Source organism: Allobosea sp. 10L417, from assembly GCF_056395485.1.
Genome location: NZ_JBFTJP010000004.1, coordinates 43,148 through 66,274, shown reverse-complemented (window position 1 = coordinate 66,274; position 23,127 = coordinate 43,148). Strand labels below are relative to the sequence as shown.

At 66.8% G+C, this 23,127-nt stretch carries 22 protein-coding genes; 13 read left to right on the top strand and 9 right to left on the bottom strand.

The genetic code is table 11. The features are described 5' to 3' along the window. The 3 genes from AC1DE3_RS12670 to pobA form a co-directional block, all read right to left on the bottom strand. The gene (locus AC1DE3_RS12670; protein WP_441511805.1) at window positions 1–864 is read right to left on the bottom strand and encodes a branched-chain amino acid ABC transporter permease; all 864 of its coding nucleotides are present in this window, start codon (window positions 862–864) and stop codon (window positions 1–3) included. An 84-nt stretch (window positions 865–948) separates the two neighbouring features. Further along, window positions 949–2,076, bottom strand: a complete 1,128-nt coding sequence (locus AC1DE3_RS12665) for an ABC transporter substrate-binding protein (protein WP_476852457.1) — start codon at window positions 2,074–2,076, stop codon at window positions 949–951. 323 nt (window positions 2,077–2,399) lie between these two features. Next, window positions 2,400–3,572 (bottom strand): 4-hydroxybenzoate 3-monooxygenase, encoded by a 1,173-nt coding sequence (gene pobA / locus AC1DE3_RS12660; RefSeq protein WP_476852417.1) that lies wholly within the window; start codon window positions 3,570–3,572, stop codon window positions 2,400–2,402. A 128-nt stretch (window positions 3,573–3,700) separates the two neighbouring features. On the opposite strand from pobA, the gene AC1DE3_RS12655 reads away from it, so the two are divergent. Further along, on the top strand, window positions 3,701–4,576 hold the full coding sequence (locus AC1DE3_RS12655; protein WP_476796872.1) for a helix-turn-helix domain-containing protein: 876 nt from the start codon (window positions 3,701–3,703) through the stop codon (window positions 4,574–4,576). A 6-nt stretch (window positions 4,577–4,582) separates the two neighbouring features. Here AC1DE3_RS12655 and pcaDC read toward each other — a convergent pair whose 3' ends face one another. The 5 genes from pcaDC to AC1DE3_RS12630 all read right to left on the bottom strand — a co-directional run bounded on the left by pcaDC (window position 4,583) and on the right by AC1DE3_RS12630 (window position 8,920). Further along, entirely contained in the window at window positions 4,583–5,764 is a 1,182-nt protein-coding gene (pcaDC, locus tag AC1DE3_RS12650; RefSeq protein WP_476796871.1) for a bifunctional 3-oxoadipate enol-lactonase/4-carboxymuconolactone decarboxylase PcaDC, read from the bottom strand. Window positions 5,765–5,774: 10 nt separating this feature from the next. Beyond that, the gene (locus tag AC1DE3_RS12645; RefSeq protein WP_476796870.1) at window positions 5,775–6,914 is read right to left on the bottom strand and encodes a lyase family protein; all 1,140 of its coding nucleotides are present in this window, start codon (window positions 6,912–6,914) and stop codon (window positions 5,775–5,777) included. Further along, a complete protein-coding gene (locus AC1DE3_RS12640) occupies window positions 6,911–7,573 on the bottom strand; it encodes a 3-oxoacid CoA-transferase subunit B (protein WP_476779427.1) in 663 nt (220 codons plus the stop codon). The genes AC1DE3_RS12645 and AC1DE3_RS12640 overlap by 4 nt, the downstream gene beginning before the upstream one ends. After that, window positions 7,573–8,283, bottom strand: coding sequence for a CoA transferase subunit A (locus tag AC1DE3_RS12635; protein WP_476796869.1), 711 nt, complete (start codon window positions 8,281–8,283; stop codon window positions 7,573–7,575). Before AC1DE3_RS12635 ends, AC1DE3_RS12640 begins: the two co-directional genes overlap by 1 nt. Window positions 8,284–8,479: 196 nt before the next feature. Next, window positions 8,480–8,920: a PACE efflux transporter gene (locus AC1DE3_RS12630; protein WP_476779426.1), complete on the bottom strand. Its 441-nt coding sequence runs from the start codon at window positions 8,918–8,920 to the stop codon at window positions 8,480–8,482. An 87-nt stretch (window positions 8,921–9,007) separates the two neighbouring features. Here AC1DE3_RS12630 and AC1DE3_RS12625 point away from each other — a divergent pair, with 87 nt between their 5' ends. From AC1DE3_RS12625 to AC1DE3_RS12605, 5 genes are all read left to right on the top strand, one after another. Next, complete coding sequence (locus tag AC1DE3_RS12625) at window positions 9,008–9,895, top strand: LysR family transcriptional regulator (protein ID WP_476796868.1); 888 nt, start codon at window positions 9,008–9,010, stop codon at window positions 9,893–9,895. A gap of 243 nt (window positions 9,896–10,138) precedes the next feature. Further along, complete coding sequence (locus tag AC1DE3_RS12620; RefSeq protein WP_476852416.1) at window positions 10,139–11,704, top strand: ABC transporter substrate-binding protein; 1,566 nt, start codon at window positions 10,139–10,141, stop codon at window positions 11,702–11,704. 95 nt (window positions 11,705–11,799) lie between these two features. After that, window positions 11,800–12,741 carry an ABC transporter permease gene (locus AC1DE3_RS12615; RefSeq protein WP_476796866.1) on the top strand — a complete coding sequence of 314 codons (942 nt, stop codon included), beginning with the start codon at window positions 11,800–11,802 and terminating at the stop codon, window positions 12,739–12,741. Window positions 12,742–12,751: 10 nt separating this feature from the next. Then, complete coding sequence (locus tag AC1DE3_RS12610; RefSeq protein WP_476779422.1) at window positions 12,752–13,597, top strand: ABC transporter permease; 846 nt, start codon at window positions 12,752–12,754, stop codon at window positions 13,595–13,597. 106 nt (window positions 13,598–13,703) lie between these two features. Further along, a complete protein-coding gene (locus tag AC1DE3_RS12605) occupies window positions 13,704–14,681 on the top strand; it encodes a MurR/RpiR family transcriptional regulator (protein ID WP_476796865.1) in 978 nt (325 codons plus the stop codon). Between the two features lie 117 nt (window positions 14,682–14,798). Here AC1DE3_RS12605 and AC1DE3_RS12600 read toward each other — a convergent pair whose 3' ends face one another. Continuing rightward, window positions 14,799–15,671, bottom strand: coding sequence for a MurR/RpiR family transcriptional regulator (locus tag AC1DE3_RS12600; RefSeq protein WP_476796864.1), 873 nt, complete (start codon window positions 15,669–15,671; stop codon window positions 14,799–14,801). Between the two features lie 92 nt (window positions 15,672–15,763). Between AC1DE3_RS12600 and AC1DE3_RS12595 the strand changes: the two genes are divergently transcribed. From AC1DE3_RS12595 to AC1DE3_RS12565, 7 genes are all read left to right on the top strand, one after another. Then, on the top strand, window positions 15,764–17,377 hold the full coding sequence (locus AC1DE3_RS12595) for an ABC transporter substrate-binding protein (RefSeq protein ID WP_476796863.1): 1,614 nt from the start codon (window positions 15,764–15,766) through the stop codon (window positions 17,375–17,377). A gap of 79 nt (window positions 17,378–17,456) precedes the next feature. Continuing rightward, complete coding sequence (locus AC1DE3_RS12590; RefSeq protein ID WP_441511820.1) at window positions 17,457–18,434, top strand: ABC transporter permease; 978 nt, start codon at window positions 17,457–17,459, stop codon at window positions 18,432–18,434. Then, on the top strand, window positions 18,431–19,339 hold the full coding sequence (locus AC1DE3_RS12585; RefSeq protein ID WP_476796862.1) for an ABC transporter permease: 909 nt from the start codon (window positions 18,431–18,433) through the stop codon (window positions 19,337–19,339). Before AC1DE3_RS12590 ends, AC1DE3_RS12585 begins: the two co-directional genes overlap by 4 nt. Beyond that, window positions 19,336–20,316, top strand: coding sequence for an ABC transporter ATP-binding protein (locus AC1DE3_RS12580; RefSeq protein WP_476796861.1), 981 nt, complete (start codon window positions 19,336–19,338; stop codon window positions 20,314–20,316). The genes AC1DE3_RS12585 and AC1DE3_RS12580 overlap by 4 nt, the downstream gene beginning before the upstream one ends. After that, window positions 20,313–21,332, top strand: coding sequence for an ABC transporter ATP-binding protein (locus AC1DE3_RS12575; RefSeq protein ID WP_476852415.1), 1,020 nt, complete (start codon window positions 20,313–20,315; stop codon window positions 21,330–21,332). The genes AC1DE3_RS12580 and AC1DE3_RS12575 overlap by 4 nt, the downstream gene beginning before the upstream one ends. After that, entirely contained in the window at window positions 21,329–22,204 is an 876-nt protein-coding gene (locus AC1DE3_RS12570) for an alpha/beta hydrolase family protein (protein WP_476796859.1), read from the top strand. The genes AC1DE3_RS12575 and AC1DE3_RS12570 overlap by 4 nt, the downstream gene beginning before the upstream one ends. A gap of 225 nt (window positions 22,205–22,429) precedes the next feature. Then, on the top strand, window positions 22,430–23,074 hold the full coding sequence (locus tag AC1DE3_RS12565; protein WP_476796858.1) for an outer membrane protein: 645 nt from the start codon (window positions 22,430–22,432) through the stop codon (window positions 23,072–23,074). Window positions 23,075–23,127 lie beyond the last annotated feature (53 nt).

Below are 23,127 nucleotides of genomic sequence, written 5' to 3'. Positions count from 1 at the left end.
TTACTGCGCCCGCCCCATCAGGCCGCGCGGAAAGGCACAGACCACCAGGATCACTGCGAGATAGAAGAAGAAATTGCCAAATTCCGGCATGAGATAGCGCCCGGTGACATCGATGGCGCCGAGCAGCAGGCAAGCGGCAAGCGCCCCTGGGATCGAGCCTGCGCCGCCTACGGAGACCACGACCAGGAACGTCACCATATAGCGCAAGGCGTAATAGGGTTCGATCGGCAGGAATTCGGCGCCGACCACGCCGCCGAAGGCGGCGAGACCGATCGCGAGCGCGAAGCTCGCTGCATAGATGATCTCAGTGCGCACGCCGAGCGCGCGCGCCATTGGAGCGTTCTCGACGGCGGCGCGCAGATGGATGCCGAAGCCGGTGCGCTCGATCAGGAGCCACAGACCTCCGGCGACGACAAGGCCGCTGACGATGACGAAGATCCGGTGGCCGGCGATGCTGCGGAAGCCGAGATCGATCGGCCGGGCGAGCTCGGCCGGCAGCGGGATCGTCTTCAGCGTCGGGCCGAAGAAGTAGTTGGTGATGCCGATGACGCAGAAGGTGATGCCGATCGTCATGAGCACCTGCGAGAGCTCGCTGCGGTCGTAGATGCGGCGATAGAGCAGGCGCTCCAGCGGGATCGCGAGCAGCACCGTGCCGACCATGGCGAGGATGATGGCGAAGCCGTAGCCGAGGCCGAGATCGCGCGCCGCATAGGACGCGATGTAGCCGCCGATCATGGCGAAGGCGCCATGCGCGAGATTGACCACCCGCATCAGCCCCATCGTCAGCGACAGGCCGATGCAGATGATGAACAGCGCCATGCCATAGGCGAAAGCGTCCATGGCGATGCTCAGCGCGGTCTGCATCTGCGGGCCTCGTCGAACCGGACAGTGGAGAACGAGGGTGCCTGGCGCACCCTCGCCAATCTTAGTGCTGGTTGCCGGCTGCGCTCACTTGGCGAGGCCGGGGTCCTTCTGGTCCGGGAAGCTGGCGATCTCCCGGTTGATCCAGCGGCCCTGCGCATCCTTGGCAACCTCGCGCAGATAGATCGTCTGCGTGATGTGCCGGGTCTCGGGATCGATCTTGACCGGGCCGCGCGGGCTCTCCCAGGCGAGGCCCTTGACCGCCTCGACCGCCTTTTCCGCATCCTGCTTGCCGCCCGTGGCCGCGATCATCTTCGAGATCACGAACAGGCCGTCATAGGCTCCGACGGCTGGGAAGGAGAGCAGATCCGGCGCGCCGATCGCCTTGTCGGCGGCGGCGACGAAGCGCTTGTTGATCTCGGAGTCATGCGAGACGGCATAGTGGAAGGAGGTCACCATCCCCGCCGCCGCCTCGCCGAGCGCCGGCAGATCGGACTCCTGCGTCAGGTCGCCGGTGGCGAAGAGCTTGACGCCGGCCTGCTTCAGGCCGGTATCGCTGAAGGCCTTGACGAAGCCGAGCGTCGGCGGGCCCGAGGGCAGGAAGGCGAAGACGCCTTGCGCGCCGGCATCGCGGATGCGCTGCATGATCGGGCTGAACTCGGTGGTGTTGAGCGGCATTCGGATCGATTCGGCGACTTCGCCACCCGCCGCTTCGATCGCCTTCTTGAAGGCGCCTTCAGCATCGACGCCGGGGCCGTAATCGCTGACGACCGAGACGAATTTCTTGATGCCGCGGTCGACTGCGGCCTTGCCGATCGGCGTTGCGGTCTGTGCGGTGGTGAAGGAGGTGCGGACCACCAGCGGCGAGGAGGTCATGATCGCCGAAGTCGCGGCGTTGAAGATCACGAGCGGCACGTTGCCCTGCTTCAGCAGCGGCGTGATCGCCATGGCGTCGGGGGTGAAGTAGACGCCGCCGAGATACTGCACCTTGTCGCGGACGATCAATTCTTGCGCCAGGGCCCGGGCCTGCTGCGGATTGGCGGTCGGCAGGTCGCGATAGATCAGCTCGATGTCATGGCCGGCGACGGTCTTGCCGTTCTGCGCCAGCCAGGCCTCGGCGCCGGCCTGGAAGTTCTTGCCCTGCAAGGCGAAGGGGCCGGAGAACGGCCCGATGATGCCGACCTTGATGGTGTCGGCGCTGGCTGCGCCGGCCATGCCCAGAGTGCCTGCAAGCGCCAGGGCGCCGGCACGCAGCAGCCGGCCGAAGGATGTCTTCTGCATTGTCCCTACCTCCCGATCTTTCCTCTGCCGCGGCCGCCTTTTCGCGCGGTGCGACAACTCTTGCCGTTCGTTCCTGGCCGGATCGCTGCGCTGCGGCGCCCGACTCTTGTTGTCACCAACGCAATTTTTCGCGCGAGGGCAATGCCCATCGCCGTCCGGAACTCAAAACCCTCGAACTGAGGCTGGCTGGAGATGATTTCGTCCTTCCGGGGCTAAAAATGAAGATGATCCTGCTGAGGTGCTGGGCGAACCCGGCCCTAATAGGGCAGGCCGACATAGTTCTCCGCGATGGTGACGCCCGCCGCCCGCGAATGCGTGAGGTAATCGAACTCGGCCTCCTGAATGCGTCGGTCGAAGCCGTCCTTTTCGGGAAAGCGGTGCAGCAGATTGGTCATCCACCAGGAGAAGCGTTCCGCCTTCCAGACGCGTGCAAGTGCGCGGGCCGAATAGGCGTCGAGGCCGGCATCCGAATGATCGCGATAGTGCTCGCGCAGGGCGTCGAAGAGATAGCGCACATCGCTCGCCGCCAGATTGAGCCCCTTGGCGCCGGTCGGCGGCACGATATGGGCGGCGTCTCCGGCGAGAAAGAGCCGGCCGAAGCGCATGGGCTCGGCGACGAAGCTGCGTAGCGGCGCGATGCTCTTTTCCAGCGAGGGACCGGTCACGACGGAATCGGCGATCCCTGTGGGGAGACGCCGGCGCAACTCGTCGAAGAAGGCATCGTCCGACCAGTTCGCGACCCGCTCCTCCAGCGGAACCTGGACGTAGTAGCGGCTGCGCTCGGCCGAACGCATCGAGCACAGCGCGAAGCCGCGCTCGTGATTGGCATAGACCAGTTCGTGTGCTGCCGGCGGACGGTCCACCAGCAGGGCGAGCCAACCGAAGGGATAGACGCGCTCGAAAATCTGCAGCGCATCGGCCGGGACAGAGCGACGCGACACGCCATGATAGCCGTCGCAGCCGGCGATGAAGTCGCAATGCAGCTCCTTGGCCTCGCCGTTCGCCCGGAAGGTCACGCGCGGCGAGGTTCCGCCGAAATCGTGCAGTGCGACATCTTCGRCTTCGTAGAATGTCGTCCCTCCGAGCCGCTGGCGGGCGTCGATGAGATCGTGCGTCACCTCGGTCTGGCCGTAGACGGTGACCGTCTTGCCGCCGCTGAGCTCCTTCAGGTCGATGCGGTGGAGCGTGCCGCGGAAGGCCAGCGCGAAGCCGTCATGGACGAGACCTTCGCGATCGAGCCGCTCGCCGACGCCCGCTTCGTGCAGGAGATCGACCATGCCCTGCTCGAGCACGCCGGCGCGGATGCGTGACAGCACATAATCGGCGCTGCGCCGCTCCAGGATGACGTTGTCGATGCCGGCACGCGACAGAAGCTGCCCAAGCAGCAGGCCGGCAGGCCCGGCGCCGATGATGGCGACCTGCGTTCGCATTCTTTTTGACCTCCCACGGAGCGTCGATTTGCACCGTTCGATCCGTGGTCGAAGGATATCCTACGCAAGGCGATTGACGGAATGGAGGATTCGCGCATTGTCTTGGACAAATCGATCCTGAGGAAAGCATGCCCGGCAGGAGCGTCCCCGCCTATTGGCTCTATGGCGAGCGCCTGACGGATCGCTTCCCCGACGCGCTGCATATCGAACCGATCGTGGCGCGCAGCTCGCTGCATGGCTGGACGATCCAGCCGCATCTGCATCACGATCTCTTCCAGTTCTTCCTCGTCACCGACGGCGGCGGCCGGACGCGGGTCGACGGTCGCGAGCACCAGCTGGCGCCGGGATCGGTGCTGCTTTTGCCGCCGTCGACGATCCATGAGTTTGCCTTCCTCGACGATACCAACGGTTTTGTTGCCAGCGCGGCCGCGACATCGTTGAAGCGCCTGTTCGGCAACGAACCGGAGGCGCACGCACTGCTCGGTGCGGCAGCGGTGCTGCATGTGCCGGTCGGGAGCGCGCAGTTCGCCGCACTCGACGCCACGATGCGGTTGGCGATGAGCGAGTTCGCGGCGAACCTGCCGGTGCGGGAATTCTCGCTCGGCGCCTATGCCGACCTGATTGCGTCCTGGTTCGTGCGGGCGATGCGGGGCGCACGCGCGGTTGCCGAGCCGGCGCGGGATGCACGGGCCGAGCTGGTGCGCCGCTTCGTCGAGCAGGTCGAGACGCGCTTCCAGCACCATGACGCGCTCACGGACTACGCCCGCGCGCTGGGCGCCTCGGTGCCGCATCTGTCACGCAGCTGCCGGGAACTGCTTGGCCATTCGGCGGCGCGCGTCATCCAGGACCGGCTGATGATCGAGGCGCGGCGCGATCTCGTCTACACAGCGATGACGATCTCGCAGATCTCGTTCCGCCTGGGATTTTCCGACCCGGCCTATTTCTCGCGCTTCTTCGCCAAACGCGCGGGCTTGTCGCCCTCGGACTATCGGGCGACGCCCTGACGCCGGTCAGCCCGCGGCCTCGATTTCCTTCATCACCGCGGCAGCCTCGGCAAAGGCGGTGTTGCCCGCGGGCACGCCGGCATAGATCGCCGTCTGCATCAGCACCTCCTTGAGATCGTCGGCGGTGAAGCCGCCGCGGGTCAGCCCGGCGCGGACATGCAAGCGGAATTCCTCCCAGCGGCCGAGGCTCGCGGTGATGGCGAGGACGAGCAGGCGCCGCGTCCGGTCGTCGAGGCCGGGGCGGCTCCAGATTTCCTGCCAGGCGATGCGGGTGATCATCGCCTGGAACTCGGCATTGAATGGCGTGCGATTGGCGAGCGATCGATCGACCCACGCGTCGCCGAGGACGCGCCGGCGGTTCTTCAGGCCAGCTTCGAACAGGGTTTCTGCAGCGCCGGCCGCATCGGGGCCGGGCGACAGGAAGGCACGCAGCGCACCGGCCAGGGCAGCGGGCGCCTCGAGCGGGGCGAGATGGCCGCAGTCGAGCCGTTCGAGGGTCGCGTCCGGGATCGCGGCGACGAGATTCTCGCCATGGCCGGCGAAGGGGGTGGAGGCGTCGCGATCGCCGACGACGACGAGCGTCGGGCAGGAGAGACTGGCGAGCCGGCCGATCAGGTCCATGTCGCGGATGGCGGCGCCTGCGCCGGCATAGCCTTCGCTGTTCATGGCGATGAGACCGCGCCGGACGCTCTCAGCGACTGCCGGCTGGCCTGTGGCGAAAGCCGGCGAGAGGAAGCGCTGCATGGCGAGATCGGCTATCGCCGCTGTGCCGCCGGCGCGGACCTTTTCGACTCGATCCTGCCATGCCGCCTTGTCCATGGTTGCCGAAGTGCAGATCAGTGCCAGCGCCGCAACCCGCTCCGGCCGGGTGAGCGCGAGCTCCATGGCGATCATGCCACCGAGCGAGACGCCGGCGACTGCCGCTCTGTCCACGTCGGCTGCGTCCATCACCGCAGCAACATCTCCGGCCAACTGGGCGAGCGTGTAGTCGCCGCTCGGCGCGTCGGAGGCGCCATGGCCGCGGGTGTCGAGCCGCAGGACACGGAAGGAGGGGAGGAGAGCGGGCATAGCCGCGTCCCAGAGGCCGAGATCGGTGCCGATCGAGTTCAGCAGGACGAGGGCCGGCTTGTCGTCCGTGCCTTCGAGCTTCCAATAGATGCGGGCGTCGCTGCTTGCTGCGAAAGGCATCGTTCGTCCCTTAGTCGTTCTGCGCGAGCAATGCGGCGACGAGTGCCGGACTCTCGCCGATATCGGTTCCGAGGCCGGCGGCCGCGAGATTACGGGCGATGGCGGCTTCGTCGACCTCAAGGCCTTCCGCGACCATCGCCATGGCGCCGGCCGCGCCTGCCGCGAGCAGAAAAAGCTCTGCCAGGGCCGGACCCTCGGCCTGCCAGCCGCCGAGACCACGCTCCTGCTCGGCCGGGAGACCGGCGAGGATGCCGGCAACGAGGCCGGGAGCGCGCAGGGCGGCGGAGAGCGCGACCTGACAGCCGGTGGGGTTGCGCTTATGAGCCATGGCGGAGGAGCCGCCACGGCCGGGGATCGCCGGCTCGCGGGCCTCGCCGACGCCGTTCTGGGCCAGGAGCGAGACGTCGCGTGCCATCTTGCCGAGTGCGCCGATGATGATGGCCAGCGCCGTGGCGATACCGGCGATGCCGCCGCGGCGTGCATGCCAGGGCGGGGAATCGGGCAGGCCGAGTGCGGCAGCGAGACGGGCGGAGACGGCTGCGCTCTTGCCGCCGAGACCGGCGCGCGAGCCGGCGGCGCCGCCGAATTGCAGCGTTGCGCCGGTTTCGACCTCGCGGTTCAGGCGGGCGGCGGCTTCTACGATGCCGGCTTGCCAATGTGCGATGCGCAGACCGAAGCCGATCGGCAGCGCGTCCTGCAACAGCGTGCGGCCAATCGCCGGGGTCTCGGCATGGCGTTGTGCGAGTGCGGCGAGCGCCGTCGCGATACGCGTGAGATCGCCGCCGAGCCGATTGCTGGCGGCGTGGATCTGGCAGGCCAGTACGGTATCGGCGACATCCTGGCTGGTGGCGCCCTTGTGGAGGGCCTTGGCGGCCTCGCCGGTCAAGGCGGCGCGCAGCCGTGCCACCAGCGGGATCGCCAGCGTGCCGGCCAGCGCTGCCTCCTCGGCAAGCGCGGCAGGGTCGATCGCGATCTCCGCGCAAAGCGCGGCGATCGCGCCGGCTGCATCGGGGCCGATCAGCCCTTCCACCGCCTCGGCACGGGCGAGTCCGGCTTCGAAGGCGAGCGCGTGCCGAAGCGTGGCCGCGTCCGAGAACACGGCCAGCATGGCTTCGGTGGTCGCCGGCCTCGAGCGGAGGAACCCGCTCACGCGGCCTTGGCGAGGCTCGGCGCCACAGTGAAGGGCGCCGCCGTCTTGGCCTTGACCTCGTCGAGGGTGACGCCGGGGGCGAGCTCGATCAGGGTGAGGCCACCGCCATTCTCCTTGTCGCAGCTCAGGACGCAGAGGTCGGTGATGATGAGATCGACCACGCCCGCGCCGGTCAGCGGCAGCGAGCAGCGCTCCAGTACCTTGGATTCGCCCACCTTGTTGGCGTGATCCATCACGACGATGACCTTCTTGACACCGGCGACGAGGTCCATCGCGCCGCCCATGCCCTTCACCATCTTGCCGGGGATGGTCCAGTTGGCGATGTCGCCATTCGCAGACACTTCCATCGCGCCGAGGATGGTCAGGTCGATATGGCCGCCGCGAATCATCGCGAAGCTATCGGCTGAGGAGAAGAAGCTGGAGCTCGGCAGGGTCGTGATCGTCTGCTTGCCGGCATTGATCAGGTCGGGATCGGCCTCGCCCTCATAGGGGAAGGGGCCGATGCCGAGCAGGCCGTTCTCGGATTGCAGCGTGACGTCCACACCCTCGGGGATGTAGTTCGCCACCAGTGTGGGAATGCCGATGCCGAGATTGACGTAGAAACCGTCCTTCAGCTCCTTGGCCGCGCGGGCGGCGACCTCTTCGCGGGTCCAGGCCATTATGCCGCCTCCCTCTTGCGCTCGGTCAGCTTCTCGATGCGCTTCTCGTTGATCGTGCTCTTGATGACGCGGTCGACGTAGATGCCCGGCGTGTGGATCGCCTCGGGATCGAGCGAGCCGACCGGCACGATCTCCTCGACCTCGGCCACCGCCACCTTGCCGGCGGTCGCCATGTTCGGATTGAAGTTCCGCGCCGTCTTCCGATAGACGAGGTTGCCGGCGGTGTCGGCCTTCCAGGCTTTGACGATGGCGAGGTCGGCCCGGAGCCAGGTCTCGCGGACATAAAGGTGCCCTTCGAATTCCTCGATCGGCTTGCCTTCGGCGACGACGGTGCCGACGCCGGTCTTAGTGTAGAAGGCCGGGATGCCGGCGCCGCCGGCGCGGATGCGCTCGGCCAGCGTGCCCTGCGGGTTGAGCTCCAGTTCGAGCTCACCGGCGAGATATTGCTGCTCGAACAGCTTGTTCTCGCCGACATAGGACGCGATCATCTTCTTGATCTGCCGGGTCTGCAGCAGCATCCACAGGCCGAAGCCGTCGGCGCCGGCATTGTTCGAGATCACCGTCAGGTTCTTCACGCCGGAATCGCGGATCTGCGGAATCAGGCTTTCGGGATTGCCCGACAGGCCGAAGCCGCCGGACATGATCGTCATGCCGTCGAAAAGCAGCCCCTCCAGCGCCGCGGCGGGGCTGTCGTAAATCTTGCGCGTCATCTGTCCTCCCTGGGCGAGGCTTGTGGCCTCAGCGTTCGCTCCGGTGTTCCGGCTGCCTCGGTGCCGGCGGCGCCACAGTTAGACCGGTCCAAAGTTTCCGGCGCGATCAGAATACGAACGTGGGAGAATGTCTATGGCCGTGACGCAACTGGCACGGCCTTCGCGCAATGTCGGCGTGTTCCATCTGCTACCGGCTTCAGGCGGCGGCCAGCCGCTCAGATCCCGGGATCGGAAATGCCCGGTCATAGGCCAGATTGAACAGGAAGGCGTAGACCACGTAGAAAATCACGATCGCGAGATCCATCAGGAAGGTCTCCCACAGGCCCATGCCGAGATACCAGGCGATCGGCGGCAGGAGCAGCAGGAGAAGGCCGCCCTCGAAGAGCAGCGCATGCAGGACGCGCGCCGGGATGTTCTTCTGCGTGTGCCCGACCAGCCGGTGCATGGCGTGATCGAAGCCGAGGTTGAAGAAGAAGTTCCAGATCGTCGCGACGGTGGCCGAGCCGACGCCGATCACGCCCATATGCGTCGCCGGCAGCCCGAAGAGCTGGGCGCCGCCGGGAATCACCAGAGCCAGTCCGATCACCTCGAACAAGACCGTGTGGCGAACCCTGTCGGGAAAGGAGCGCATCGACATTCAAAAACCCGTTGTTCTCGTTGACGCCCGGTCTTCTATCGCCAAATTTGAGCATCTCAAGTTGGGTATTATCTGGATTGCAGATAGATGAGTGTCTCCTTCGAGCAGTTGGAAGCCTTTGTCGCGGCGGCCGAGCACGGCTCTTTCTCGGCGGCGGGCCGGGTCCTGCGCAAGGCGCAGTCGGCAATCAGTACGCAGGTGGCCAATCTGGAGGAGGATCTCGGCATCGTGCTGTTCAGCCGTGCCGGCCGCAACCCCGTGCTGACGGCGGCCGGCGAGAGGCTGCTGCGCGAGGCGAGGGTGATCCTTGACCGGCGGGAGCATCTGCTCGGCGTCGCCAGCGGCTTTGAGGCGCATGTCGAGAACCGGCTGGTGGTCGCGATCGACGAGCTCTATCCGGAACATCTGCTGGGTGCGCTCTTCGCGGATTTCGCCCGGCAGTTCCCGCATGTCGAGCTGGAGCTGCTTTTCCCGCTGATGGAGGATGTCAGCCAGCTCGTCCTGGCCGGGCAGGCCGATATCGGGGTGATGTGGCGGCAGGAGGTGCTGCCGGCCGAGCTCGGCTTCCAGACGGTCGGCTGGGTGCCGATCAAGCTCGTCTGCGGCAAGGAGCATCCGCTGGCCGGCACCCGCGTCGACTGGGAGGATCTCAAGCGGCACCGGCAAATTCTTGTCGCGGCGCGCGGCGACGGGCCGGAGAAGCAGCGCCTGCGCGTCGCGGCGGAGGTCTGGTGGGTCGAGAGCCACTGGGTCATCCTGCAGCTGGTGAAGCAGGGCATCGGCTGGGCCTTCGTTTCCAGCTCCGTGATCGAGCATTCGCCGGTCGCCGCCGATCTCGCCATGCCCGATCTCCAGTTCGACAATTTCGACCTGCCCGTCGCGCTGGAAATGGTCTGGCACAAGCAGCGTCCCTGCGGGCCGGCCGCGAGCTGGCTGCGCAAACGCTTCGCCGCTGCCCGCATCGGTGCGGACTGATCGCTTCAGCGCTCGTGCTTTCGCTTCGAAGCGCGGTAAGGGTCGAATGCGACAGCTTGCGGGAATTAAATTACATATCTACGGCGGCGTGTGCGGATGAGTTTCGTCTACAAAGTCCGACAGTGTCGGAGTTTGTCGAGAGCGATCGATGCACCATCTTGCCACGCGAGGCAGTGTCGAATATCGTTATCAGTAATAAAATTTCATAATGCCGCCGAGGGCGGTTTCATCCGGGGAGTGACGATGCACAACGATTCCTTCTCTCGCGCCGGTTTGACGCGCCGTGGCCTGGGCGGCCTTGCCGCCGGTCTTGCGGGCTCGACCATGCTGGCTCCTGCTGTGGCCTGGGCCCAGGCCGCTTCGAGCGCGAACCTCGCCATGGTCGGTGAGCCGCAGTCGCTCGATCCGATGGCGTCGACCGCCGATCTCGTCGGCACGATCATGCAGCATGTCTACGAGCCGCTGTTCACCTTCGACGCCAATTGGGCGACGCAGCCGATGCTGGCGGCCGCGCTGCCGGCCGTCTCGGCCGATGGCAAGACCTACACGATCGAGCTGCGCAAGGGCGTGAAGCTGCATAATGGCCGCGACCTCGACTCCGAGGACGTGGTGGCATCGCTGAAGCGCTGGTTCGACATGACGCCGCGCGGCAAGGGCTTGGCGAAGAGCCTCGCCAGCCTGACCGCGAAGGGGCCGAGCACGGTCGAGATCGTGCTGAACAAGGTAGAGCCGGCGCTGCTGGCGCATCTGGCGCTGCCGTCTGGCTTCGCTGCGATCATGGCGAAGGAGACGATCGCCAATCCGCTGACCGAGTTCGTCGGCACAGGCCCCTACAAGTTCCGCGAGCGCAAGCCCGACCAGTTCGTCGTGCTGGTGAAGCACGAGGGCTATGCTTCGCGCAGCGAGCCGGCTTCCGGCTATGCCGGCAAGCGCGAGGCCAAGATCGACGAACTCCGCTTCATCCCGGTGCCGAACGCCAATACCCGGCTCGAGGGCGTCATCGCCGGCCAGTACCAGTTCTCCGACCAGCTCGCGGTCGAGAGCTTCAAGAAGCTGTCCGGGGCGAGCGCGGCGCGCGCCATGCTGACCATGCCCTTCGGCTTCCCCTATTTTCCGACCAACACCAAGCAGGGCCCGATGGCCGATCTGAAGGTCCGCCAGGCCTTCCAGATGGCGCTCGACCTCGAAGAGGTGCTGATGGCCGGTTTCGGCGAGCCGAAGTTCTTCGCGACCGCTGCCGAGCATTTCCCGAAGGGTTCGCCCTTCTTCTCCGAGGCAGGCAAGGACAAGTACAGCAAGGCTGACGCCGCCGGGGCCAAGAAGCTGCTGGCCGAGGCCAAGTATGACGGGACGCCGATCCGCATCCTCAACTCGAAGCAGTACGACTTCCATCACCGCATGGCGCTTGTCATGGCCGAGCAGCTGAAGGCGGCCGGCTTCAAGGTTCAGCTCGACGTCGTCGACTGGGCGACGCTGATCCAGCGCCGCGGTGATCCCGCGCTGTGGGACATCTACATCACCCATTCGGCCTTCCTGCCCGAGCCGATGCTCTCCCCGCCGCAGCTCGGCGAAGGCGCGCCGGGCTGGTGGTCGAGCCCGGCCAAGGAAGCCGCGCTCACCGCCTTCAACGCCGAGCCGGACCCGGCCAAGCGCGGCGCGCTCTGGGGCAAGGTCCAGCAGGTTGTTTATGACGAGGTGCCCTATATCCGCGCCGGCAATTTCGGCGCGCTCTCCGGCGCCTCGGCCAAGATGACCGACTACGCCGCGATGCCGTGGCCGTCCTTCTGGAATGTCGGCCTGACCAAGTAGCCGCTGGAGCTACCGGCCCTAGTCGGCCCCGGCGCGGCAGAGCCCGCGCCGGGGCCATTTTCAGACACGCCGATTTGGCCAACGGAGCGTATTGGATGCTCGCGCATATCGGACGCCGCTTCGCCGGCCTGCTGCTCGTGCTCTTCATCGTCGCCGCGCTGGTCTTCTTCCTGACGCGGCTGGCACCGGGCGATCCGGCGGCGCTGATGCTGGGCGAGCAGGCGACGGCCGAGGACATCGCGCGGCTGCGGACCGCCTATGGCCTCGACAAGCCGCTGCTGCTGCAATTCTTCCTGTGGCTGAAGGAGGTCGCGAGCGGCAATCTCGGCCAGTCGATCTTCCTGCAGCGGCCGGTGACGCAGGCGCTGCTGGAGCGGGCAGAGCCGACCTTCTTCCTAGCGACGTTCTCGCTCGCCATCGCTGCGGCGATCGGCATCCCCGCCGGCATCGCCTCGGCGGTCTGGCGCGGACGCCCGGTCGACCAGACCGTGAGCGGGCTTGCGATGCTGGCCGCGAACATCCCGAGCTTCTGGCTCGGCCTGATCTTCATCCAGCTCTTCGCGGTCAAGCTCGGCTGGTTTCCGGTCGCCGGCTACGGATCGCCGGAAGCCAGCTTCACTGAGCGGCTCCAGCACCTCTTGCTGCCGTCGGCGGTGCTCGGCGTCGTCAATTCCGCGCTGATCACGCGCTTCACCCGCGCCAGCATGCTTGACATCCTCGACGCCGATTTCCTGCGCACGGCGCGGGCGAAGGGGCTGTCCGAGCGGCGCGTCCTGCTCGGGCACGCCTTCCGCAACGTGCTCGTCCCGGTCATCACCGTGCTCGGCCTGACGCTGGCACTGCTGATCGGCGGCGCGATCGTGACCGAGACGGTGTTCGGGCTGCCGGGCATCGGCAACCTCGTCGTCTCGGCCGTGCTGAGGCGCGACTATCCGGTGATTCAGGGCGCGCTGCTGGCGGTCGCCGCGATCTATGTCCTGATCAACCTCCTGATCGACCTGATCTACACGCTCGTCGATCCGCGTGTCCGCTACTGAGGGAGCGACGATGAACTCTCCCGTGATGGCTTTCCTCCGCAGCCTGTTCCGGCGCAAGCTCGTGCTCGTCGCTGCCTTCGTGCTCGCGGTGGCCTTCGTCCTTGCGGTGCTCGCGCCCTGGATCTCGCCCTATGATCCCGGCGCGATGCGGGTGGCGCGGCGCCTGCGCCCGCCGAGCGAGGTCAACTGGTTCGGCACCGACGAGCTCGGCCGCGACATCTTCTCGCGCATCGTCTGGGGCGCGCGGGCCTCACTGGGCATCGGCTTTGCCGTGGTGGCGATCTCGGTGACGGTCGGTACCGCGTTCGGCCTGATCGCCGGCTATTTCAAGCGGCTGGATGCGCCGATCATGCGCCTCGTCGATGCGCTGATGGCGCTGCCCGACATCCTGCTGGCGATCTTCCTCGTCGCGGTGCTCGGGGCCTCGGCCGGCAACGTCATCCTGGCGCTGTCGATCGTCTATACGCCGCGCGTCGTGCGCGTGATCCGGGCGTCGACCTTGGTCGTGCGCGAGCTGCCCTTCGTCGAGGCGGCCCGCTCGATCGGCGTCTCGACGCCGCGTATCCTGGCGGTGCATCTCCTGCCCAACATCGCTTCGCCCGTGCTGGTCCAGGCGACCTTCATCTTCGCCTATGCGGTGCTGGCGGAAGCCGGGCTGTCCTTCCTCGGCGCCGGCGTGCCGCCGGAGACACCGACCTGGGGCACCATGATCGCCTCCGGCCAGCAATATGCCGACGATGCCTTCTGGATCGTCGCTTTCCCGGGTCTCGCCATCGTCTTCGTGGCATTGTCGTTGCAAGTTCTTGGCGACGGGCTGCGCGATATGCTCGATCCGCGCCTCAGAAAGGCTCTGTGATGCCCGATGTTCCGCTCTTCCCTTCGGCCTGCGGCGATCTCGCGCGGCGGGTGAGGATCGGAACGACAGGTATCCGCAAGGCCAGTTTCGGCGGAGCTCACCGGACATGACCGGCGAGTCCGATCCCATGGCGAGGGCCGCAGGGTTTGAGGAGACGGTCGGAGCCTCCGACATCCTCAGCGCGATCCGCGCCGGCCTCGGCCAGATGTCCGAGAGCCAGCGGCGTGTCGGGATGCTCTTCCTCGACGATCCCGATTGGGCAGTGAAGGCCAATGTCGAGGATATCGCCGCGCGCGCCGGAGTCAGTGCGCCGACGATCGTGCGTTTCGCTCGGGCGATCGGCTGCGAGGGCCTCAAGGACCTGAAGCTTAAGCTCGCCGGGGCGCTGGCGCTGGGCGCGCCCTTCCTGCATCGCTCCGTGCATGTCGGCGAGACCGCGGCTGACGTGGTGCGCAATGTCACCGGCAGCATGACGACGGTGATCGCCGACTGGCAGCGCCGGCTCGACCCGGCCGAGCTCGACCGGGCCGCGGCCGCGATCAAGCGCGCGCGCCGGATCGACTGTCTCGGCACCGGCGCGACCTCGCATTTCCTGGCGCAGGACCTGCAGGCGCGGCTCTTCCGCCTCGGGTTGACGGCGAACGCCTTCTCCGACGCCCATTTCCAGCTCGTCGCCGCCGCGACCCTGACCTCGGCCGACGTGCTCGTTGCGATCTCCTTCGTCGGCCGCATGCCGGCGCTACTGCGCGCCGTCGAGGTCGGCCGGGCGCGCGGGGCAACGATCATCGCCTTGACGCAGGCGCGCACGCCGCTCGCCGAACTCGGCCACATCGTCCTGCCGATGGATGTGCCGCGCGATGCGACCATGCTGGTCGGAACGGACGCCTATGTCGTCCAGCTCATCGCCATCGAGATCCTGATGATCATGGTCGGGCTGCGTCAGGGCCCGGAGCTGATCGCCCGCATGAACGATCTCCATCACGTCCTGAATACCTACGGGGTCGACCGCGAAGATCCGTCCGTCCTGCATGCCGGCTGGCGCCAGATGCTGGATTCCGATCCGGGGTCGTCCGAAACGGGCTGACGCGGCCCGCTAGAGCATTTCCGCGTTTCTTCGAAGCGCGGAAATGCTCAGGCCTTTGTTTTATATCATTTTCTTCACGAGAACCGGTATCCACTTCGCTTGAAAATGCTCGTGCTGCTACTGGTGAAAGGTCCAGAGCAGGCTCTCGCTTAATTCCTTCAGCGCCTCGACGGCGTCCGGCCGCTCGCGAGCGACCGCGGCGATCAGGGCGTCCGCGATCGCGAAGACGGCCGTGGGGGAGTTGGGCAGCAGGCGGCTGCGCGCCGGCGCGAAGAGCGTGACATCGGCGATCGACGCGAGCGGCGATGTCGGGCCGTCGGTCAGTGCCAGCAGTTTCGCGCCGCGCTTCTTGGCGAAGCTCGCCAGATCCAGCGTCGAGCGCGAGTAGCGCGGGACGGAGATCGCCACCAGGAGATCGTCCGGCCGCGCCGACATCATGTGGCGGACCGCGCGCTCCGGGCCGGTGCGTGCGGAGGCGAAGATCACATCGGCGCCGAGATAGAGCGCCAGCCCGTCTTCGAGGAACGAAGCGACGTGGTGGCTCGCGCCCGAGGCGGCGATGAAGACGCGCGGGGCCTTGAGCAGCAGTTCGACCGCCCGCGTCACGGCTTCCTCGGTCAGGCTTTCGCGGGCCGCCTGCAGATTGGCGGCCTGGTCGGCAAGAGCAGCCTCGACGGTCGCGAAGGTCGAGCCGGCGGCCGAGCGGGCGCCGGCGAAGCTGTCGACCGGAGCATGGGCGAATTTCAGCGCGGCCGAGAGCGCGCCACGAAACTCGCCATAGCCGCCATAGCCGAGCGCCCGGACGAAGCGGGTCACCGTCGCGTTGGAGGTGCCGCTCCCTTCGGCCAGCCCCTCGATCGTCATCGTCGCGACGTCGAGCGGGTGCTGCAGCACGAAATCGGCCGCGCGGCGGTGGCCGTTGCTGAGGGAGGGGTAGATCTGCGCGATCCGGTTCGAGAGATCCGTCGAAGGCCTCAGGCCCTGGGACATGTGCCTCCGCCCTGTTGACGTTCAAAAATTTTCATGTTTGCTACCCGACGAAAATAAACCTGTCAAAACGACAAGCGGGAGCGGATACCATCATGCGTCAATCCCTGTTCGTCGCGGCATTCGCCGCAACGTGCCTGTCCGCCACGGCGGCTTCGGCGCAAACCCTGCGCATCGCGCTGGCTTCCGAGCCGACCGCCGTCGATCCGCATTACCACGACCTCACCCCGAACAACGCCCTGGCGCAGCACATCTTCGACTCGCTCGTCGCCCAGGACGAGAAGCAGAAGCTCCATCCGAGCCTCGCCACCTCCTGGGAAAACGACGGCAAGAACCGCTGGACCTTCAAGCTCCGCGACGGCGTGAAGTTCTCCAATGGCAAGCCGTTTACCGCCGAGGACGTGGTCTTCACCTTCTGCCGCACCTTGAAGAACGAGACCAAGGTGTCGGATTCTTTTGCCGACGTCACCGGGAATTTCGCCTCGGTCGAGTCGCCCGATCCGCAGACGCTAGTCATCAACACCATCAATCCGGAGCCGCTGCTGCCGAACCTGCTCTCGGCGCTTCCCATCCTCTCGGCCTCCATCGTCGAGCACGGGCCGATCAGCTACGACATCGCCAAGAACTGCGGCGTGACGGGGCCCTGGCCGACCGTCAGCGGCTTCAATGACGGCTCGCTCGCCATCGGCACCGGCCCCTACAAGCTGAAATCCTATGTGCGGGGCTCGGCGATCGAGCTCGAGCGCAGCCCGACCTATTGGGGCAAGGCCGAGCCCTGGGAGCTGGTGCGTCTGCTGCCGGTGACCAATGCCGGGCCGCGCCTCGCCGGCCTGCTCGCCGGCGATTACGACGTGATCGAAAATCCGGCCGCGCGCGATCTCGGCCGGATCAAGGATGACAAGCGCTTCGGCCACGTCATCACGCCCTCGACCCGCGTGATCTATTTCCAGCTCGACGTCGCCCGCGACCAGAGCCCATTCGTCAAGGCCGAGGATGGCAAGAACCCGCTGAAGGATGCGCGCGTTCGCAAGGCGATGTCGCTCGCCATCGACCGCGACGCCATCGTCAAGCGCATCATGGATGGCGCGGCTGAGCCGGCTTACCAGTATCTGCCGACCGGCATGTTCGGCACGCTGCCGAACCCGCCGAAGCTGGCTTATGACCCCGCGCAGGCCAAGAAGCTGCTGGCCGAGGCCGGTTATGCCAAGGGCTTCCAGCTCACCCTGTCGACCACCAATGACCGCTACATCAACGACAGCCAGATCACCCAGGCGGTCGCGCAGTACCTGACCCAGATCGGCATCAAGACCGAGGTCGACGCGATGACGCGGGCGATCTACTTCCCGCGCCGTGCCAAGAAGGAATTCAGCGCCGCGCTCGGCGGCTGGGGCTCCGGCACCGGCGAGGCCGCGTCCTTCCTGCGCCAGTGGCCGCCGACCCCCAACGAGACCAAGACGCTAGGCGGCTCGAACTATGGCGGCTACAAGAACGACCAGTTCGACAAGGTGATCCGCGAAGCCGTCACCACGCTCGACGACGCCAAGCGCGCTGAATTGCTGCAGGAGGCCGGCAAGCTCGTGCTCGCCGACGGCGCCTTCATCCCGCTGCACTTCGAGAGCGGCGTCTGGGCCTTCAAGTCGAACCTCAAAGTCACCGGCCGCGCCGATCAATACATGCTGGCGATGTCAGTCAGGCCGGCCGCCAAGTAGGCCTCGCCGATCACCCCAAAAATGACGGGCGGTCTGCTGGACCGCCCGTTCGGAACATGTAGCGGAGCCGGTCTCAGCCATGACCGCCTATGTCCTGCAACGGCTGATCCAGAGCGCGCTCGTGCTGCTCGCGGTTTCGGTCGTCGTCTTCTTCGCCGTCTACGGCATCGGCGATCCGATCGAGCTTCTGGTCTCGCCCTCGGCCAGCTCGGCCGAGCGCGAGGCGCTGATCCGGCGCCTCGGCCTCGACCTGCCGATCTGGCAGCAATATTTCGTCTTTATGGGCAATGCGCTGAAGGGCGATCTCGGCCGCTCCTTCGTCCATGGCGTGCCGGCGATCGAATTGATCCTCGCCCGTCTGCCCGCGACCTTCGAGCTCGTGCTGCTGGCGATGACGCTGGCGATCGTGACCGGCGTGCCGCTCGGCCTCTATGCCGGGCTCGATCCGGAGAGCCGTCCCTCGCGCATCATCCTCGGCAGCACCATCCTCGGCTTTTCTCTGCCTAGTTTCTGGAAGGGCATGATGCTGATCCTGCTGTTCGCCGTGCTGCTCGGCTGGTTGCCGACGGCGGGGCGCGGCGAGACGGTATCCATCCTCGGCTTCAAGACCAGCCTGCTGACGCTGGACGGGCTCAAGCATCTGGCGCTGCCGGCGATCAACCTCGCCATTCCCAACATGGCGCTGATGATCCGCCTCGTCGCCGCCGGCACGACCGAGACGATGACCCAGGACTACGTCAAATATGCCCGCGCCAAGGGCGTGCGTCCCCGGCGCATTGTCGGCCGGCATGTGCTGCGCAACATCCTCATCCCGGTCGTCACCGTGGTCGGCATCGAGTTCGGCAGCCTCGTCGCCTTCTCCACCATCACCGAGACGGTCTTCGCCTGGCCGGGCATGGGCAAGCTCCTGATCGACTCGGTCTACCAGCTCGATCGGCCGGTCGTGGTCGCCTATGTGCTGCTGGCGACGCTGCTCTTCGTCACGGTGAACTTCCTCGTCGACATCCTCTATGCCGCGCTCGACCCGCGGGTGAAGCTGACGGGAGAGATGGCATGAGCGCAAAAAGCAAGGCGCCCGCCGTTCCCGCCTATGCCGACACACCGTTGCGGGAGAGGGTGCTCCGCCGCATCCGCAACCGGCCGACGACGCGCGGTGCCGCGATCCTGCTCGGCATCATGGTTCTTCTCGCGCTGCTGGCGCCGGTCATTGCGCCGCAGAACCCGCACGATCTCGCCGCGCTCAGCGTGATGGACAATCGCCTGCCGCCGGGCGAGACCAGCATGAACGGCATGACCTACTGGCTCGGCACGGAGTCGCAGGGTCGGGACATGCTGAGCGCGATCCTCTACGGGCTGCGCACCAGCCTGATGGTCGGCCTCTCGGCGACGCTCGGCGCACTCTTCATCGGGATTTCCGCGGGGCTTCTCGCGGCGCAGTTCGGCGGAGCCGTCGATGCCGTCATCATGCGCGTCGTCGACTTCATGCTCGGCTTTCCGTCGATCCTGGTCGCGCTCGTGCTGCTCGCCTCGATCGGGCGCGGCGTCGACAAGGTCATCCTCGCCATCGTCCTGGTGCAATGGGCGCAATATGCCCGGCTGATGCGCGCCTCCGCGCTGGTGGAACGGCGCAAGGAGTATATCGAGGCGGCGCTGAATTTCGGCCTGCCGACCCGGCACATCATGATCGCGCATCTGCTGCCGAACTCGGTCGGCTCGGTGCTCGTGGTCGCCTCGATCAGCGTTGCCAGCGCGATCACGCTGGAGGCGACGCTCTCCTTCCTGGGCGTCGGCGTGCCGGTGACGCAGCCCTCGCTCGGCCTGCTCATCGCCAACGGCTTCGAGTTCCTGCTCTCGGGCGAATACTGGATCGCGGTTTTCCCGGGTATCGCGCTGGTGCTGCTGATCGTCTCGCTCAACCTCGTCGGCGACCGGCTGCGCCGCAGCTTCAACGTGCGCTCATGACCAACGCCCTGCTCGATGTCCGCGGTCTCAGGACCGTCTTCCATGCGCTCGACGGTGCTTGGCCTGCCGTCGACGGTGTCGATCTCAGCGTCGCGCGCGGCGAGGTGCTGGGGCTCGTCGGCGAGTCCGGCTCCGGCAAGTCGGTGACCGGCTTCTCGCTGGTCCGGCTGATCGATGCACCCGGCGAGATCGTCTCTGGCGCGATCCGCTTCGACGGCGAGGATCTGCGCAACGCGACTGAAGAGCGGCTGCGCGATCTGCGCGGCGACCGCATCGCGATGATCTTCCAGGACCCGCTGATGACGCTGAACCCGGTGCTCAGCATCGGCGAGCAGATGAGCGAGGCGATCCTGGAGCATCGTCAATGCACCCGAATGGAGGCGCTGGCCGAGGCGGCGAAGGCGCTGGCGCGCGTCGGCATCTCCTCGCCGGAAGCGCGGTTGAAACAGTTCCCGCACGAATTCTCCGGCGGCATGCGCCAGCGGGTCGCGATCGCGACGGCGCTGCTCAACGCGCCCGACCTGATCATCGCCGACGAGCCGACGACGGCGCTCGACGTCACCATCCAGAGCCAGATCCTGTTCGAGGTCCAGAAGCTCGCCCGCGAGACCGGCACGGCCGTACTCTGGATCACCCATGATCTTGCCGTTGTGGCCGAGCTCGCCGACCGGGTCGCAGTGATGTATGCCGGCCGCGTCGTCGAGATCGGCCCGGTCGATCAGGTTCTCGATGCGCCGCGCCACCCCTACACGCTCGGCCTGCTCAACTCCTCGGCCGCCAATGTCGCGCCTGGCGAGCGCCTGAACCAGATCGACGGCGTCGCGCCGCGCATCGATGCGCGCCCGAGCGGCTGCCCGTTCCGGCCGCGCTGCCTGCGCGTGCAGCCGGTCTGCGCCGAGCGCGATCCCGAAACGGTGGGGGAGGGCGCCCGCAGCTTCCGCTGCCACAATCCGGTGCCGGTGGGAGAAGCGGCATGAATGCCCAAACCAGCGCCCCGATCATCGAGCTCAAGGGCATCACCAAGCATTTCCGCCGCAAGCCGACGCTGGCCGAGCGCATCCTGATGGCGACCGGCCGCGGCAAGGCACCGCCGGTGCTGCGCGCCGTCGACGGTATCGATCTCAGCGTGAAGCGCGGCGAGGTGCTCGGCCTCGTCGGCGAATCCGGCTGCGGCAAGTCCACGCTGGCGCGCGTCGTCACCGGCATCCTGAAGCCGACGACCGGCGAGGTGGTCTACGAGCAGCGGCCGGTGGCTGGCCTGAAGGGCAAGGAGCGACTCGACTTCCTGCTGAAGGTCCAGATGATCTTCCAGGACCCCTACGCCTCGCTCGATCCGCGCATGAAGGTCAGCCGCATCGTCGGCGAGGCGCTGAGCGTCCACAAGCTCCTGCCCAAGGCGGAGATCGATGGGGCGGTCGACCGGGCGCTGAGCGAGGTCGGGCTCGATCTCGCCTATCGCGAGCGCTATCCGCACCAGTTCTCGGGCGGGCAGCGGCAGCGCATCGGCATCGCGCGGGCGCTGGCCGTGAAGCCGGATTTCCTCGTCTGCGACGAGCCGGTTTCGGCCTTGGACGTCTCGATCCAGGCGCAGGTCGTCAACCTGTTCATGGATGTGCGCGAGCGCCATGGGCTGACCTATCTCTTCGTCAGCCATGACCTCGGCCTCGTCCGCCATATCAGCGACCGGGTCGCGATCATGTATCTCGGCCGCATCGTCGAGGTTGGGCGGGCGGCGGAGGTCTTCGCAGAACCGGCGCATCCCTACAGCGCCGCGCTGATCGCCGCGATCCCCTCGGCGGCGCGGCGCAAGCGCGCCTTCCAGCCGCTCAAGGGCGAATTGCCGTCACCGCTGGCACCGCCGCCCGGCTGCCCCTTCCACCCGCGCTGCGAGCAGGCGATGCCGGTTTGCCGCGAGGTCCGGCCGAAGCTCACCGAGATCGCGCCCGGCCGCAGCGCCGCATGTCATCTGCACAAGGCTCCGGAGGCCGCATGACCACCACCACCCTCAACCCGCCGGTTGGGCGCAGCGCGCTGCCCTTCATCGACCGGCGCCATCCGGACAGGCCGCTGGTTGTCAACTTCTACCGCCCGGAGCGCCACCAGCCGAACGACCCGGTCATCGTCGTGCAGCACGGCATGATGCGCAACGGCGACGACTACAGGGATTTCTGGATCGATGCGGCCGAGAAGCACAATCTGCTGATCGTCGCGCCGACCTTTCCCGACGAGCATTTCCCCAAAGCCGAAGGCTACAACAACGGTCTGGTCGTCTCCGCTGACGATGCCATCGCTCCGCGCGAGCAGTGGCTCTACGCGGTGCCCGAGCGCGTGCTGGATGCGCTCCGGGCCGGCGGCGTGATTGATAGCCCCGTCATCCGCATTTTCGGCCATTCGGCCGGCGGCCAGTTCGTGCACCGGATGCTGGCGACGGAGGGCGGTGAGCTCTTCGCGGCGGCGATGGCTTCCAATCCGGGCTGGTACACGCTGCCGACGTTCGATCGGCGCTTTCCGGAAGGGCTCGGCGGGCTCGATCTCGACCGTAGTGCGCTCACACGCTGGCTCGCCTATCCGATGATGCTCTTCGCCGGGGACCGCGACATCGTCACCGACGATCCCAACCTGCCGGCGCAGGCCGAGGCGCTGGCTCAGGGGCCGCATCGCTATGGCCGCGCCCATTTCATGCTCGACTTCGCCCGGGCCGAGGCCGCGCGTCTTGGCGTGCCCTGCAACTGGCAGCTGATCACGGTGCCGGGGATCGGCCATGACGGCGGGGCGATGTCGCGCGCGGCGGCGGCCTATTGGTTCGAAGCCGGCCGGATTCCACCGGTGGAGGAACTTGGAAAGCAGGTCGAACCCGTACTCTGACAACTCCTGCTGCGGCGCAATATTGCTGACCCGGTGCGAGGGCCGCCGGGGTTGGTCGGGCTTCCCGCGCGGGGCGTTTGAGCGCCCCGTCACCGCCTCGTCCATGGGCAACGCTCCCGTAATCTTCGCACGCGATCTGCGGATGCCGACCCGCTCCGATTCACGGAGCCAGGGCGCAGGCAGATGCGTCGGCGGCGGGGAAAGCCGCCGCAAGGAGTTGTTGTCATGTTTCGCACCATCTCGATGGCGGGCCTCGGCCTGCTGGCCCTGTTCGCGGTGCCCGCGGCGGCGGCGGACCGCCTGCTGCCGCGTACTCAGGAGTGGCCGGCCTATACCGCGCCGCGCACCTACAACTGGAACGGCATCTATGCCGGTATCCATTCCGGCGCAGCATTCGACCGCTTCGACGGCGCCGCCAAGAAGAGCCGCAACGAAGTGCTGCTCGGCGGCCAGCTCGGCTACAACCTGCAGCTCGGCAGCATGGTCTTCGGCATGGAGGGCGACATGTCGATGAACGGCCTCGGCAACAGCTCCAAGCAGCGCGGTGCCGGCACCGGCGCCGACATGCGATATGTCAGCACGCTGAAGGCACGCACCGGTGTCGCCTTCGATCGTGTGCTGATCTACGGCACCGGCGGTCTCGCTTATGGCAGCCTGAAGGCCACGGACGGTCTGCTGTCGAAGACCAAGAGCAAGATCGGCTATGTGGTTGGTGCCGGCGCCGAATACGGCATCACCGACAACCTCTCCGCCAAGCTCGAATACAACTACGTCTCGCTCGGCAAGCAGGACTTCCAGTTCGGCAATACGCGCAGCCGCATCGGCGTCACCGAGCATCTCGTCAAGGCCGGCCTCAACTACCGTTTCTGACCCCGCCATAGCGGCCGGTTTCGCAAGGCCGGTCCTGATTCACGGCCTTCTTG

Coding starts and splice junctions, on each gene's coding strand:
- AC1DE3_RS12670 (WP_441511805.1), bottom strand. CDS start 864: ATGCAGACCGCGCTGAGCATCGCCATGGACGCTTTCGCCTATGGCATG.
- AC1DE3_RS12665 (WP_476852457.1), bottom strand. CDS start 2,076: ATGGCCGGCGCAGCCAGCGCCGACACCATCAAGGTCGGCATCATCGGG.
- AC1DE3_RS12655 (WP_476796872.1), top strand. CDS start 3,701: ATGCCCGGCAGGAGCGTCCCCGCCTATTGGCTCTATGGCGAGCGCCTG.
- pcaDC (WP_476796871.1), bottom strand. CDS start 5,764: ATGCCTTTCGCAGCAAGCAGCGACGCCCGCATCTATTGGAAGCTCGAA.
- AC1DE3_RS12640 (WP_476779427.1), bottom strand. CDS start 7,573: ATGGCCTGGACCCGCGAAGAGGTCGCCGCCCGCGCGGCCAAGGAGCTG.
- AC1DE3_RS12635 (WP_476796869.1), bottom strand. CDS start 8,283: ATGACGCGCAAGATTTACGACAGCCCCGCCGCGGCGCTGGAGGGGCTG.
- AC1DE3_RS12630 (WP_476779426.1), bottom strand. CDS start 8,920: ATGTCGATGCGCTCCTTTCCCGACAGGGTTCGCCACACGGTCTTGTTC.
- AC1DE3_RS12625 (WP_476796868.1), top strand. CDS start 9,008: ATGAGTGTCTCCTTCGAGCAGTTGGAAGCCTTTGTCGCGGCGGCCGAG.
- AC1DE3_RS12620 (WP_476852416.1), top strand. CDS start 10,139: ATGCACAACGATTCCTTCTCTCGCGCCGGTTTGACGCGCCGTGGCCTG.
- AC1DE3_RS12615 (WP_476796866.1), top strand. CDS start 11,800: ATGCTCGCGCATATCGGACGCCGCTTCGCCGGCCTGCTGCTCGTGCTC.
- AC1DE3_RS12610 (WP_476779422.1), top strand. CDS start 12,752: ATGAACTCTCCCGTGATGGCTTTCCTCCGCAGCCTGTTCCGGCGCAAG.
- AC1DE3_RS12605 (WP_476796865.1), top strand. CDS start 13,704: ATGACCGGCGAGTCCGATCCCATGGCGAGGGCCGCAGGGTTTGAGGAG.
- AC1DE3_RS12600 (WP_476796864.1), bottom strand. CDS start 15,671: ATGTCCCAGGGCCTGAGGCCTTCGACGGATCTCTCGAACCGGATCGCG.
- AC1DE3_RS12595 (WP_476796863.1), top strand. CDS start 15,764: ATGCGTCAATCCCTGTTCGTCGCGGCATTCGCCGCAACGTGCCTGTCC.
- AC1DE3_RS12590 (WP_441511820.1), top strand. CDS start 17,457: ATGACCGCCTATGTCCTGCAACGGCTGATCCAGAGCGCGCTCGTGCTG.
- AC1DE3_RS12585 (WP_476796862.1), top strand. CDS start 18,431: ATGAGCGCAAAAAGCAAGGCGCCCGCCGTTCCCGCCTATGCCGACACA.
- AC1DE3_RS12580 (WP_476796861.1), top strand. CDS start 19,336: ATGACCAACGCCCTGCTCGATGTCCGCGGTCTCAGGACCGTCTTCCAT.
- AC1DE3_RS12575 (WP_476852415.1), top strand. CDS start 20,313: ATGAATGCCCAAACCAGCGCCCCGATCATCGAGCTCAAGGGCATCACC.
- AC1DE3_RS12570 (WP_476796859.1), top strand. CDS start 21,329: ATGACCACCACCACCCTCAACCCGCCGGTTGGGCGCAGCGCGCTGCCC.
- AC1DE3_RS12565 (WP_476796858.1), top strand. CDS start 22,430: ATGTTTCGCACCATCTCGATGGCGGGCCTCGGCCTGCTGGCCCTGTTC.